This window comes from Flagellimonas marinaquae (genome assembly GCF_023716465.1).
Classification (GTDB): Bacteria; Bacteroidota; Bacteroidia; order Flavobacteriales; family Flavobacteriaceae; genus Flagellimonas; species Flagellimonas alginolytica.
This window is the reverse complement of the sequence record NZ_CP092415.1, coordinates 2157364-2172132: the sequence shown is the minus strand read 5'-3', so window position 1 is coordinate 2172132 and position 14769 is coordinate 2157364. Positions and strand designations below refer to the sequence as shown.

Annotated in this window: 7 protein-coding genes and 1 tRNA gene; 2 read left to right on the top strand and 6 right to left on the bottom strand. The window is 41.4% G+C overall.

Translation table 11 applies throughout. The features are described 5' to 3' along the window. Nucleotides 1-56 precede the first annotated feature (56 nt). From MJO53_RS09740 to MJO53_RS09720, 5 genes are all read right to left on the bottom strand, one after another. A complete protein-coding gene (locus tag MJO53_RS09740) occupies nt 57-1397 on the bottom strand; it encodes a RagB/SusD family nutrient uptake outer membrane protein (RefSeq protein ID WP_252078944.1) in 1341 nt (446 codons plus the stop codon). 10 nt (nt 1398-1407) lie between these two features. Further along, the gene (locus tag MJO53_RS09735) at nt 1408-4581 is read right to left on the bottom strand and encodes a SusC/RagA family TonB-linked outer membrane protein (RefSeq protein WP_252078943.1); all 3174 of its coding nucleotides are present in this window, start codon (nt 4579-4581) and stop codon (nt 1408-1410) included. A gap of 415 nt (nt 4582-4996) precedes the next feature. Beyond that, nucleotides 4997-5347 carry a cupin domain-containing protein gene (locus MJO53_RS09730; protein ID WP_252078942.1) on the bottom strand — a complete coding sequence of 117 codons (351 nt, stop codon included), beginning with the start codon at nt 5345-5347 and terminating at the stop codon, nt 4997-4999. 13 nt (nt 5348-5360) lie between these two features. Further along, a complete protein-coding gene (locus MJO53_RS09725; protein WP_252078941.1) occupies nt 5361-7598 on the bottom strand; it encodes an alginate lyase family protein in 2238 nt (745 codons plus the stop codon). A 1-nt stretch (nt 7599) separates the two neighbouring features. Next, the gene (locus MJO53_RS09720) at nt 7600-9939 is read right to left on the bottom strand and encodes a polysaccharide lyase 6 family protein (RefSeq protein ID WP_252078940.1); all 2340 of its coding nucleotides are present in this window, start codon (nt 9937-9939) and stop codon (nt 7600-7602) included. A 116-nt stretch (nt 9940-10055) separates the two neighbouring features. Between MJO53_RS09720 and MJO53_RS09715 the strand changes: the two genes are divergently transcribed. Next, entirely contained in the window at nt 10056-10763 is a 708-nt protein-coding gene (locus MJO53_RS09715) for a ribonuclease activity regulator RraA (RefSeq protein WP_252078939.1), read from the top strand. A gap of 388 nt (nt 10764-11151) precedes the next feature. On the opposite strand, the gene MJO53_RS09710 is transcribed toward MJO53_RS09715, so the two are convergent. Further along, a tRNA-Gln gene (locus MJO53_RS09710) sits at nt 11152-11223 on the bottom strand. Between the two features lie 189 nt (nt 11224-11412). On the opposite strand from MJO53_RS09710, the gene MJO53_RS09705 reads away from it, so the two are divergent. Beyond that, nucleotides 11413-14739, top strand: coding sequence for a DUF2723 domain-containing protein (locus MJO53_RS09705; protein ID WP_252078938.1), 3327 nt, complete (start codon nt 11413-11415; stop codon nt 14737-14739). Nucleotides 14740-14769 lie beyond the last annotated feature (30 nt).

Below are 14769 nucleotides of genomic sequence, written 5' to 3'. Positions count from 1 at the left end.
ATATATGTACTTTACCATGTGGACCATGCCAATATGTTTTGACTTGCCCCAATGTATCAATACCCCGGATTTTGCGTTATTACACCGTCTGTTGCCAGGATTTCCGATACCGGGATCGGAAAAACATGATAGTTACTATTTATAGTTTGTCCCATTTCCGCATCGACAGTTCCTGTTCTTACCAAATCGAACCAACGTTGTCCCTCAAATGCCAACTCCAATCTTCTTTCATCTAAAATTGCCTGCCTAACCAGAGCTTGGGTATTCAACACAGTATGATCTAATGGATTTAACCCTGCTCTTGTCCTTATGGGGTCTAGCAAATCAAGTACATCTTCGGCCGAACTACCATTTTCATTCAGTGTTTCGGCATACATCAGAATAATATCGGCATATCTAAGCTCTATCCAATCATGTTCTGCCCCTAGACCTCCGTCTTTTGGGAATTTGACCGCGGTCAATCCATCCTCGCTAAGGGTTACCGCCCTGCGTAGATCGGTGCCCCCACCATTGGCATCGCTCTCATCGAAAGCAGCTACCAAATCTTGGTCTACAGGTAAATCGGACTTTGAGTCGTCCCCAACAAACCAATTCCAAAAATCAGAACCAAAGTTATATTCGTCGGTTATTGAACTTGATATTTGGGTGGAGTATATAATTTCCGGGTTTTCGACCTCATTGGCGGCACCAAAAATTTCGTTGAAGTTTTCCTTTAGACTTATTCCTGCCGATGCAGCTCCGTTTACTACGGCGGCCAAATGTGTTTCGGCACTGGCAAAGTCACCTCTGGTAACATAAACTTTTCCCAAAAGGCCTTGTGCTGCATATTTGGAAGCTCTCCCGTTCGTTATTTCTGAATCTAGAGCTGCAATTGCATCTTGCAAATCGGGTATAATTACGTTATTGTAAACTTCATCTGCCGGTTGTCTTACCAAAATGGATGAGTCCGTTATACTTGGATCTGCCTCAAGATTTACGGTAACATCTCCAAATACCTGTACCAACTTAAAGTAAGACAGGGCCCTAAGGAACTTTGCCTCACCTACCAATGTAGCATCGGTAGAGTTTTCTATTACATTGTTTGCACTCAGTATCGACTTGTACATTGCGGTATAGAACGGTCCAAAAAATTGATCTTCCATGGCCGTAAGTCCGTTATCGTATTCATCAAATTCCGTGTAGGGAGGTTCGAACATAAATGCATTGTCCGATCTAAATTCTCCCATAACCGCCATTGGGGTCACAGATCCCAATTGATAGTAATAAGCTGCATTTAAAACCCCATCATAATTGGTCAATGAGTTTGAGCTTGCAATATTGGGCGGAAATTGATCTAAATCACTATCACATGCTGTTATCAGTAACAACAGCCCCAATAATTTATATATAGATTTCATAGTTCTTTTTTTAGAAATTAACATTTAAACCTAGTGTAAAACTTCTCACAACCGGAGCTGCACCAAATTGGGATCCATACGTAGTAGGCCCTAAATAATCGCTTCCCGATGTCTGCACACCTTCTGGATTGTACGAGGTATAGTCATCTGCCCATAAGTACAATAAATTAGTGGCCGCTGCATAAAGTCTAACAGAATTTAAACCTATTGAACTGATCAAATCTTGATCCAGTGTATACCCAATTGTCAGGTTTCTCAATGCAATGTATGAGGCATCCTGTATCATGGCATCGGTCTGGTATCTGTTTCCTATATAGTATTCTCCATTGTGGTCGGCTATACCATCACTGTTGGCATCAAAACTATCCACCAATCTGCCACTCCACTGCGATTCGTAATAAAGAGGATCTATATTGTACACCTCTGCTCCATGTGATCCTTGAAACTGCATGGACATATCAAAATTCTTATATCGAAAATTGTGAGCCATACCCCAGTAAAAATCTGGCGTATTTTGACCAATTTTGACCAAATCCCCACCATCTTCAACACTTCTTGTGGCATCGATCACACCATCGCCATTTTGATCTACCACATAGGATTCTCCCGTGGTGTTATTTGGGTGCCGTGTCCCGTCTTCCAGATAGATCATTTCTACCTCCCCAGTGGTTTCCAGCCCCCACATTTCTCCTATTTCGCCACCAACATAGTTTCTAAAGACAGGGCCTCTACCACTTACACCATAGATGGCCTGTGGCAATTCTTCGAGTCCGCCCAATTCCTTGATCTCTGTTTCAACTGTGGATAGGTTAGCGTTGAAACTCCAAGAAAAATTATCTTTATTGATAACATTGGCATTCAACTCGAATTCCATACCAGAACTTCGAACATCACCAGAATTAAGTACGATGGAGGTTGTTCCATATACTTCTGAAACACTTTGATTGATTAAAATATCCTCAATATCGGATGTATAGTAATCTACGCCCAATCTTAAGCGATTGCTGAAAAAGCCTAGGTCCACACCATAGTTGGTCTCTGTATTGGTCTGCCAGGTTAAATCTGGGTTTGCGATGTTGGATGGAATTAAATATCCTGTTCCGAATATGGTCGCACTGGGGTCCAATAGGCTCAGAGAGTCGTAAGAGCCCAAAAATGAAGTTGTTCCCAATGAACCTGTACTGAACCTCAATTTTAACTGACTAAGTGTTTCGTTATCCGCCAAAAATGCCTCGTTGTGGACGTTCCAACCCAATGAAAGAGCCGGAAAGGTTTCGTAACGGTTGTTCGCACCGAAACGCGAATCCCCATCCCTTCTTAAGGACGCAGAAAACAAATACTTATTGTCGTAGGCATATTGTACCCTACCAAATATACTTTCCCGTACTCTCTTCTCATCGCGCTCGGTAACGGTAATATCCGCTGGCTCAAAGAGGTTATAATTTTGTATGTCCGTATCGGGGACATTGGCACCATCCAAGGCCGTACCTACCAATCTTGTCGTTTGAAATTCGATACCGGCCACTGCCGATATATCATGTTTCCCGATTACTTTAGAATAGTTAAGGGTAGTTTCGCTCAATACCGTGGTTACTTTTAGATCGGTCTGGTCCATGTAGGTTTGACTTGTTCTTGCCCTAGAATCGTACCCCAACAATCTATGCTCATAGAACTGGGTATCACGCAGATCACCCCCCAAAACCGTTTTTATGTTGAGCCCATCCAATATATTGTATTGCAAATACGAACTTACATTACCAAAGAAGGTTTTTTCCCATCGTTCCGTATTGTCCAATTTTGCTGCTGGGCCAGCATCGCCCGAACCTCCGATACCATTATTGGCCCTTCCATAATGCCAATCTTGCGCCGCCATGCCAGGAACCAAATCATAAATGCTACTGGCTTCATAGGTAGAACCTCTAAAACCATCATCAAATGGGGACAGCCCCAAAGCCTGTGCTTCTGCATCCAAGGCCTGAACAAACGCAATGGATTCTTCGGTGTGATATACGGGGTGCACCCCATAAGATCTTAATAAATCCCGCATGTCATGGCCCAAGATATCTCTGTGCGAAGTAAACCCGTTAAAGTTTATACCTGTTTTGAACTTTTCGCCCAACTTGGCATCCACATTTACCCTAGCATTCAATCTTTCGAAGCCTTCTGTAATAATAATACCCTCGGTATTCTGATAACCAATTGAAGCAAAGTAGTTTACATCATCTGTTCCACCGCTCATGCTAAAATCGTGACTCATTATACTGCCACTCTGGAAAAGCCAATCCTCTGGGCTTATGGCTCCGGGCGAATTTTCGTAGGCATTGAGCCTAAACTCCACAAAGTCCGGGTCTATTTGAGAAAGGTCCCAATTCCCTGCTGCAATCTGTTCTCTGGAGTATGCAGCCCATTCGGGTCCGGATTTCATTATGTTATCACGGTATTTACTGGAAAAACTGGTGTAGGCATTGTAGCTAAAGCTAGCTTTGCCGGACCTACCTTTTTTGGTGGTAACCAAAATAACCCCATTTGCCCCCCTAGATCCATATATGGCAGCAGATGCGGCATCTTTTAGTACCTCCAAACTCTCAATATCGTTTGGGTTCACCGTAGCAAGGCTTCCAGAAATTGGATAACCGTCAACAACGATCAATGGGTTGGAATCACCGGATATGGACGATGCCGCCCTAATCTGAATTTTTGGGTCAGCTCCAGGGGATCCATTTTGATTCTGGATCAGTACCCCGGGCAATTTTCCCGCCAAGGCATCGTCTACCCGCGTTGCCTGGATTGCTGCGACGTCATCCCCTCCTACTTTGGCCACTGCACCCGTTAAATGGGATTTTTTACGTGTACCGTATCCCACGATCACTACTTCATCCAAAAGTGCCATATCCTCTTGCAGTACTACATTTAGGGTTTGGCTCTGATTAATGGTAATATTTTGAGTCGCAAAACCTATATAGGAAAATCTAAGGACGTCACCAGGGGACACCTCTATGGTATAATTCCCGTCAAAATCTGTTTGAGTTCCATTGGTAGTACCTACCACCAATACATTGGCACCCGCGATCGGAACGTCGTTGGCATCGAACACTGTACCGGAAACCGTGTAAGCGTCTTGTGCAAACAACTGCAGGTTGAATAAACATACTATTGCAAGCAATAGTTTTAACTTAAATTTCATTTGTTTAGCTAGTTAGAATTATTAGTTTAAAAAAATTCATTCATAGTGTGCGGCTATGATAGTTGTCCAATCCCACCTTTAGGCAAATGAAAAGTCAAAATCAATCGAATTTTAGTAATTTTGAATTCTACATGTACACTAAAAGTGTATTTGTTACATATTACTTCCCTCCTAAGAAGTGATATTCCAAAAGGATAGGCGTGCACCTATCCTTTTTTTTGTTATTCAAATCATATCGTCTTTGTTGTTTTGAATTGGTTTACCAAATTGGTTTACCAAATTGGTTTACCAAATATATGTGATAAAAATGTTAAATGAAAGTTATTGTAGGAAAAAAGTGTTAAAGTTTTTGTTGATATCCTATTTTAAGGGGTTCAAAAATGTCTTTACCTTATTTTATGCTGCCAATTTTTGACTATTTCTCCATAAAGTCTTCCCTGATTGGACTAAATACATCAATAAGAACACCTGCTTTTTTACAAATAGCTCCGTGACTCACATGGGGCGGAATATAAAAGGCATCTCCAGCCTTCATTAATTTAGTCTCTTTGCCTATAGTAAGTTCAAATTCACCACTTACCACATAAGTAGTCTGTGAATGATAATGGTCGTGCATGGGCCCGACACCCCCCTCGTCAAACTGTACATTTACGAGCATAATTTTGTCATCGTAAGCCATTATTTTTCTTTTCACCCCCTCACCTACGGTTTCCCATTCCATTTCATCCCCAAAAATGAATTCCTTACTTGATCCAAATGATTTCATCTTACTTCTTGTTTTAATTTAAATTGATTAGAGTAAAAGGTCCTTTCCATTTTAATTCTCGACCTTCTATATTGATACTATGATATTTATCTGATGTATTGTTCAATGTTGAAAACACAAAGACAGTAGTACGTCCATCCACAGTTTCAATGCCAACGGCCCAATAGCCATCCTGTTCATATAGTTTATACAACTTTTTAATATTTGACGTGGCATTTACCGCCAATTCCGTGACCGGACTATAGGTTCCGTGCGACTCCAATACGGATGCATACATGGTATTTGATCGATCGTTCTTTCTATGGATTAGAACAGGGTCCCTCCGTAAATTGAATTCTGGATCGCCAGCCCCTACCCTACCCATAATCAAACTATCCTTTGCCGTGGCAAGAGATGTCAAGGTGTAAAATTTGTTGTTGGCCATCCAAGAAAACTTAAGATTATCGTCGGTCAACTGGGCGCTGCCTTCCTTATAGATATGTTGATAACCGAAATCCCCTCCCAAAGGTCGCAACGTATCCTCGGCCTTATATGGAACGTTCAAGGTCATTAACTGGCCCAAGTAATAAAAAGGCATGTCATACTGATGGGGCATATCCGATTCCACCTGTAACACATCCAATACAATAGGTTTTTGCCAACCCTCATCTTGTATTATGGCCATGGTACGATGCATTTTGGTGCCGGGATACGCGTTTTTCTCGATACCACTTACCACCTGAATTTTAGGGTCTTCTATATTGAACAAATAATGTTCTGAGTGATTTTTGCTTCCAACCTCATATTTTGCGCCAAAATGGGAGGTTTGATCCTGTACCAGTGTATTATGGGCCACAGTCTGTTTGGCCCAAGTTTTATTTTCCTTTAAATAATTGCCTCCACCTTTTTGCTCTATGTTCACAAAACGGGCAAGTCCATAGTCTTGTACAACTTCGTCTCCATTCTCATAAAAAGAATAGGACAATTTATCATAATGCCCATGACTCAATCCCTGTGCGGTGTATTTAAAAACAAGTTCCAACTTATCTTTTCTCAACACTGAGATTCCGCCTTCTTCACCATTTGGACCATCACGCAAATCAATACTTTTTTTAACATAGGGCAATTGTTGATTATTCTTGAGTCCCTTTGCCACGGACAATCCAGCATCGTTGAGAACAACTGTTCCCTGTTTTTGCGCTATATCCAATAGTTTCGGGTCTTTATTTCCATAATAATAGGCTACATCCACCGCATTGACCAATGAGGTGTTGTAGTAGGACATTCCTTTTTGTCCATCGTTAATTGGAAAAAAATCCCCGTCCATGTCCGATAGATCCAACAACGCATATACACTTTTAACCAGTACATTGTTGTTGTACTCAAAAATTTTTAATTCTGGTTTTACATTTTGCAAAGCTTGGGCAAAAATCAGGAATGGATACATGGCATACCTTTGATAGTAAGGTCCTTCGGTATAATAGCCATCTGGAGAAAAAGGTTCGTCCAAATTGGCATAAAACCCCGCTTCTTTCCCCTCTTCAATAATGAATCCACCGTCGTTGTCCTTGGTTCCTGTATTTAGCTCAACATCTTTAATTCCATATAAAGCCCGTTCCAACAATGCATCGTCCTCCATGACCAAGGCGATCATTCCAACCGCTACATTGCCCCAGGTGCTATGATTATGGATCCTATTAAAAAATTGAGGGTTTTTTATCGATATAAAATCCGCAAAGGGTCTGAACAAATTCTTTTCCAGATGCTTACGTTCTTTCTTACTCAAATAATCATAAATACAATCGTATGCTTGGCTTGCATATACCAACCAATTGGAATCGTTCAAACATTGCCAGAACAATTTGCCCCTGGCATATGAGCGCTCTTTAGGGTGTATGGGCAAGTTGGGATAGAGGTCTGCATAGGCCTTGAGCATTTCGTGCACGTATAAGGCATATGTATAGTCATCCAAAAGTTGATACAAAATACCCGCCTTTTGCATGAGTCTATAATTGCGCTTATGGGTTTCGTGGGTATAACCGCCAGAATAATCTTTGGGCACGGGCACATCAATACCTTGTTCTATTGCTGTGTCAACTTCCTCTTTTATGGTGGCAAGTGTCTTATCCAAAATGGGCAGATTGCCCATTTTGGCCCTTATTTCTTTTACACCTTCTTGGGTCAAAATGAGTTTTGGGTGGTCCTGGGCCATCAAACCAAAAGAATACGTTGCAACAACCAAGAATATCGTTAAGTGTTTTACGAGCTTCATCTTACTGACCGAACAATAATCCAACATCCTTTCCATCGGTTCCTTTTCCTTTTAATGGGGAACCTGGTTGCAATTCATATCCGTCTTTTACAAACACCGGGGCCATTTCCCACAGATTCTCTGCACGGTATTTTTGATCACCGGTAACCGTAAGCTTATCGGATTGGTAAAAGTTATTGTTGAGTACATTTACAATAGGCTCACCGACCACCAAGTGCATATTGACACCCTTGGTCTTATCAAAGATATTGTTCTGGACATCTATGACCTGAACTCCGTAGAGCGACACAGCAGCATCGTATTTATTACGATCATCGAATCCTACGTTGTCCAAAACGTTATGTTCCATTTCCAAGAACGGCCCAAAGGTACTCTCATCCTTTCCTCCCCTATGTAATCTCAATGCCGCTCCACCAATATCAGAGAAGCTATTGTTTTTAAGGATAACGTATTCCGCATTATATATTCCGATATCATCAGTCTCCTTATCCAGGGCGATCACATTGCCGGTAATGGTCTTGAACCTGGAATTTTTGATACTTATGGTATCGGCGAACGTATTTTTGTACACACGGATGGCATCGTAAGAATGGTTAACGTCCAGGTTTACAAAATCGCAATCGTCTATGAAAAGTTTGTAATTTTTGTTCATGGAATATTTGCTCGTTGTAATAACAGAATTGCCTGTTCTGTCAGGAGCATCTTCCCCATCGAACACTAAATTGGACAATGCTAGACTACCTCCATTGTTTATTTGAAACAATGACTTTTTCTCAAAGAACACCTTGGCCTTCTCCGACCCTTTGGAGGTAATGCTTATGGGCTTGTCCACTTCTATGGTTTTGGTGTTCGGATAGGACGCTCCACCTTCCAAAACCAAAATATCACCTGCATTGGCCCCTTTGACGGCATCAAAAAGAGCGTTAAGGGCGGCAGGCACCTCAACAGTACTACCCGAAGATAAGGCTACATCGGTATCATCTTTGGGATACCAAGAAACACCAGTTTCATTTTTGGACAATATCTTTTCCGGAATATCGGCACCTACTCCTTCTGGCGCGTTCACCGGCACCAACAACCCAGATTGGTTCTTGGTCAAGTCCAGGTCTTGTTTAAAAAATCCATCCTCGTTGATCAGAATTACATTTTTGCTCACAAGATTGTTGTTGAAGGTAATTCCGCTAATATCATCGTAAACCGTAAAAAGATTGTCACGGTTTTCATTGTAAAAAATATTGTTATCCATAAAAGAATCCACAGGGGGTGCATTTCGTTCTGCATCTGCACCGGCACAAAGTTGGATATGATCACTATTGATAAAGGTGTTGTTGCGAACAATGGCATCTTTAGCTTGATCGTATCTGTTGATAGGAGAGTTATAAATACCGTTCATGATCACAAAAGCGCCACGAAAACGATATCCCGTTAAACCTACCCCATAATTATTGATAACGGTCTGCTTACCGTTGATCACTCGTATACCGCCTGTGCTGGGCTTGTTGTTTCCAATAAAGATATTGCCATCCACAAGGGTATTCTCCCCATGCCTCATGGTCAAAGTTCCAGTACATTCGAAGAATACATTGCTTTTATAAGTATTCATCCCCGACTTATTGGAAATAATCTCATGCTCGCCATTGCACCGATCAAAGTAGTTGGATTCCACTACGGTATTGGAATTTGTTCTTGAATAATGACTTGTTCCAATTCTCAAGGTCTCCCCACCATTGGAACCAAGGTTTTGTCTGGGACCAAAATAATTATGGTCTATTTGGTTATGGTTCTCTTGACTGGCCTCGGAATTTAAACGTACGATCATGGTTACTCCACGATTGCCTTTACCTACCAAATGATTATGGTCCACTCGGTTATTTTTACCATAAATGGCCACCCAAGTGTCGGGCTCGTGCCGTTCTGGATTATTAAAATTATCTATTACACACTCAGTTAACCTACTATTGTTGGCCAAGGTATTTTTATCTTTTTTGAATGAAATAACCTCAGTGGTGGGGGTAAACCCATTTTTAAAAACAAGACCTTCCACAATTAAATGTTCGCCGGCCATTCGCAGATTGGACTGTCCTTCCAAGGTTACCTTACCTTTTTCTTCAACCGTCAGTTTAATAGGTTTTGCAGCAGTGCCGACTCCTTCGAACAATAGCTCGGTATCTTGCCACACGCCATTCGCCAGGGTCACTACATCTCCAGGCTCAAGATTGGAAACAACGTTGTTGAATTCATCAACGGTCTTGACCAAGTTTTGCTTATTTGTCGATTTTGGCCCACAACCTACTACAACGATTGCGGATAATAATAAAATGGATAGTTTGTTTAGGTGCATGATATAATTGGTTTACCAATTTGGTTTACCAAATATATGTATATTTACGAGGTACGCAAAAATTTTGGCAATAAAATATGGAAACTGTATTACCTAGCACCTAAATATTTGAAATTATGAAAACACAATCAGAATTGATTATACAGCAATTAAAGAAGATTAGTACGGCCAGTATTGCCACCTGTCTTTTTAAAAAGGGATTGCGCAATCAATACATACAAAATGTAACTCCTTTAAAAAAATTGAAATCGAACATGGCGGGAAGAGCATATACATTAAGATATATACCTGCGAGAGAAGATCTAAACCCCATTGAAGTATTTAAAGACCAAAAACATTTACAACGCGTAGCGGTTGAAGAATGCCCAGAGAACCATGTATTGGTAATCGATAGTAGAAAAGACCCCAGAGCTGCATCCGCTGGAGCCATATTGGCCACCCGGCTTATGAAAAAAGGTGCCGCGGGGGTTGTAACGGATGGGGGGTTCCGGGATTCCGAAGAAATTTCTAATCTACCTATGCCGGCCTACCACCAAAGGCCGAGTGCTCCAACCAACCTAACCTTGCACCAAGCAATTGCCATCAACGAACCTATCGGGTGCGGAGATGTAGCGGTTTTCCCCGGCGATTATATTGTAGGGGACAACGATGGTGTTATGGTTATTCCACAACACTTGGTCGATGACGTTGTAAGCGAATGCCGGAAAATGGAGCTATTTGAAAAATTTGTACTTGAAAAAGTAAACCAAGGAACACCCATAATTGGTTTGTACCCGTTGACATCAAATGATTTACGTAAAGAATTTGAGGAATGGAAAAAGTAAAACAACCATATGTCAGATAAACAAAAGAAATGAGCTCCTTAAAACATTTTTTGATTCCCCTTTATAAACTCCGTTTGATACGTATTTCGCAAGTATCAGGTCACGACCCAAATTTTTAAAGACTCACTATGGCGAGGATTGACAACTGAGACCTTTACGGAACCCTCGCGACATTAAAGCAGGAGGTAGATTTAACCAAATCCTAATTACCGAATTTTATACGTATTAGATTATAAATAGAAAAGTTGCATGTTTTTGTTTGTCCTGTGTAAAACACACCAAAGTGTTCCTCCAGTCTCTAGCACTATATTTTAACATGGAAAAAATTCAGTTCCTAAGCACCTAACAAAACAAAAGCCCCGCAAATTTACATCTGCGGGGCTTTCCGTTGGCCTACAAGGACTCGAACCTTGAACGACTGAACCAAAATCAGCTGTGTTACCAATTACACCATAGGCCAGTACCAAAAAGCTAAACTTGATTCAGCTTTTGAGCGTGCAAATTTAAAACAAACTTTGGTTTCAACAAATATTTTTAAAAGAATCCCTGCTAATTTTCCAATGCATGGGTGTTAAAGGTTTTCCAAAAATGGCTAATCTTCTATTATAGTTTTACTAAATTCGCCACAATTCGGTTAACAACCAACTCTATGTTTGCAAAAGACTTTAAAAAATGGGACACCATCCTCGGATGGGTTTCTTTCGCCATCGCGTTTATAGTTTATGCCCTTACCGTTGAACCCACTGGAAGTTTTTGGGACGCAGGGGAGTATATTTCCACTTCCGCAAAGTTGCAGGTAGGACACCCGCCTGGAGCTCCGCTGCTCCAAATGATAGGTGCTTTTTTTGCCATGTTCGCCTTTGGAGACGTTACCAAGATAGCGCTCATGGTCAATGCAGTTTCCATAGTATCCAGTGCATTTGCCGTATTGTTCACATTTTGGACCATTACCAATTTGGTCGGAAAACTCATTTCCAAAGAAGAGACAATAAACAATAGCAAAGCTATCGCTATTTTGGGAAGTGGACTTGTAGGGGCACTTGCTTTTACTTTCTCGGACAGTTTTTGGTTCAATGCAGTGGAGACCGAAGTATACTCCATGGCCAGTTTAATAATGGCACTTTTGCTTTGGTTGGGCCTAAAATGGACAGATAATTTGGACGATCCACGAGGACATCGTTGGTTAATGCTCATCTGCTTTGTGATCGGCCTAACCTTCGGGATACAGTTTATGGGATTCTTGGCCATTCCCTCCATTGGGCTCTTGTACTATTTCAAAAAATACAAGACCACAACAGTAAAGAATTTTTTATTGGCCAATATCATCGTAGTGGCCATACTTATATTGGTCTATAAATTCTCGCTCACCTATGTTTTAAAACTATTTGGCTGGAGCGAGGTTTTCTTTATCAACGAAATTGGGCTTCCGTTCAACTCCGGATCCATAATCATGGGACTATTGTTTGTTGCCGCCTTCTATTTTGGTTTGAAATATACCCGAAAACATAATTACTACAATGCCAATATTGTTGTCCTCTGCCTGATGTTCCTAATCCTCGGCTTTTCTTCTTGGTTGATGCTTCCTATTAGAGCAAATGCAAAAACCGTAGTAAACGAAAACAACCCTTCGGACGCGCGTGCCCTTTTGGCCTATTATAACAGGGAACAATATCCCGGTGTGGACAGTCCCGTATATGGAGCGTACTATTCCGATACTTTTGCCCCATCTGGAGAAGATCGGGACGATAGCCCCAAATATGAAAAAGACCTCAAGTTGGGCAAATATGTAATTGTTAACCATTACAAAGGCGCTATTCCCGGACCCAATGAGAAACATGTAGGTATTTTGCCCCGAATGTGGAGCGACCAGCATGCCGAAAACTATATGCGATATTTTGGCGCACTGGATTTCCGCATAAAATCCGAATACATTTCCAACAACGATCTTAGGGAAGCGGTGAACCAATTTAAGACCGCATACTCCCAAGGAGAATTGGATACAGAACAGTACATTCGGTTTTTAAGGGAATTTGGGGAATACATCGAAGTTGAGCCCCCGACCCTGGGCCAAAACTTAAAATATCTTTTTGATTTCCAGTTCAGCTACATGTACATGCGCTACTTTATGTGGAACTTTGTTGGCAAGCAAAACGACATTCAAGGTAGATACGATGAAAATGGCAACTGGCTGAGCGGCATCAATTTTATAGACAATATTAGGTTGGGAAGCCAAGAAAACCTGCCCAGCGATTGGAAAAACAACAAAGGCCGCAACACCTATTTCTTTCTGCCACTACTGCTGGGTATTTTGGGCATTGTATTCCAAATTTCCAAAAACCCAAAGCAATTTTGGGCGCTGTTTATTTTCTTTTTGTTCACAGGACTGGCCATTCAATTCTATACCAACCCATACATTTTCCAACCCCGAGAACGCGATTATTCGCTCGTTGGATCGTTCTATGTTTTCTGTATATGGATCGGTATTGGCGTATACGGCCTCTTCGATGAATTTAAAAAGCTGATTTCCTCCAAAATCGCTGCACCTGCCATTACCACATTGTGTCTTTTGGCCGTGCCTTTGTTAATGGGCTACCAAAATTGGGACGATCACGATAGGTCTAACCGATATACTGCGCCATCAACAGCAAAAGCTTACCTCGATTCCTGTCAAGAAGATGCGGGGGCCATATTGTTCACTATTGGCGATAACGACACCTTTCCGCTTTGGTATGCTCAGGAAATCGAAAATTACAGGACCGACGTCCGCATTGTAAACACCAGTCTTTTTGCCACCGATTGGTATATTGACCAAATGAAACGAAAGGCCTATGAAAGCGACCCTATACCATCTCAATTAACCCACGACAAGTACAGTTATGGCACAAGGGATGCGGTGTATTATCAAGGCATAACCGAAAATCGTTGGAATATCAAGGATTTTATGAATTGGATCGGTAGCGATAAGCCCCAGACCAAGTTCCGACATATTTTAACCAATCAAGGGGCCGATTTGAGCCAGTATTCGGAAAGCACTTTGGATATTGTATACTACCCTACCAATAAAATCAGGATACCGGTCAACAAACAAAACGTTCTCGAAAGTGGTCTGGTAAAAGAAAAGGATTCCGCCTTGATCGTGGATTACATCGACATTGATCTTCCAACTGGTGCACTTCCTAAAAACAGAATTTTGATGTTGGACTTAATTGCCAACAACGATTGGAAACGACCCATCTACTTCTCGGGAGGCAGTTTTGACAGCGCCGAATATATTTGGATGAAGGATTACTTGCAATTGGATGGTCTGGTGTACAAACTGGTGCCCATAAAAACCCCGAACCGTAATTCCTTTGAAATGGGACGTATCGACTCCGAGTTGATGTACGACATCGTAAAGGATTGGGATTGGGGCAATTCTGGTAGCGACGATATTTACCACGACCCACAGACTCGTTCACAAGGATTATCTTTCCGTAGTAATTTGGCCCGTTTAATGGAAACCCTTATTGCAGAAAACAAAATTGATAAAGCCAAGGATGTGATCAATATTGCCATGGAAAATATTCCGGTGGAACACTTCTATTTTTACGCCTTTGTTGAACCTTTTGTGGACGGATATTATAAAGTTGGCGAAACGGAAAAAGCCCGGGAGCTGTTCGGAAAACTCAAAAAAATATATCAGGAACATTTGGAATATTATGCCAATATTCCTCTGGACGAACAATATGATAAAATTGACGACATCCTTACCGATATGCAGGCCTACCGCAGAAATATTGACATCTTAATAGAAAACGGAGATAAAGAACTGGCCGAGTCGGAAACCATTATCTTTAATGAGTACATCGATATGTTCTCCCAATTTGTTGATGAGGAAGAAGATGTTTTGGACGAACCAATAACCTTGGACCCCGATATGGAAGATTCCATTCCGTTGGACACCATAGAAAGGGTGCCTGACTCCACGATAGAATAAGGTAACAGCATAAAAAAGCGAGGTAAAAAC

Coding starts and splice junctions, on each gene's coding strand:
- MJO53_RS09725 (WP_252078941.1), bottom strand. CDS start 7,598: ATGAAGCTCGTAAAACACTTAACGATATTCTTGGTTGTTGCAACGTAT.
- MJO53_RS09740 (WP_252078944.1), bottom strand. CDS start 1,397: ATGAAATCTATATATAAATTATTGGGGCTGTTGTTACTGATAACAGCA.
- MJO53_RS09715 (WP_252078939.1), top strand. CDS start 10,056: ATGAAAACACAATCAGAATTGATTATACAGCAATTAAAGAAGATTAGT.
- MJO53_RS09730 (WP_252078942.1), bottom strand. CDS start 5,347: ATGAAATCATTTGGATCAAGTAAGGAATTCATTTTTGGGGATGAAATG.
- MJO53_RS09705 (WP_252078938.1), top strand. CDS start 11,413: ATGTTTGCAAAAGACTTTAAAAAATGGGACACCATCCTCGGATGGGTT.
- MJO53_RS09720 (WP_252078940.1), bottom strand. CDS start 9,939: ATGCACCTAAACAAACTATCCATTTTATTATTATCCGCAATCGTTGTA.
- MJO53_RS09735 (WP_252078943.1), bottom strand. CDS start 4,581: ATGAAATTTAAGTTAAAACTATTGCTTGCAATAGTATGTTTATTCAAC.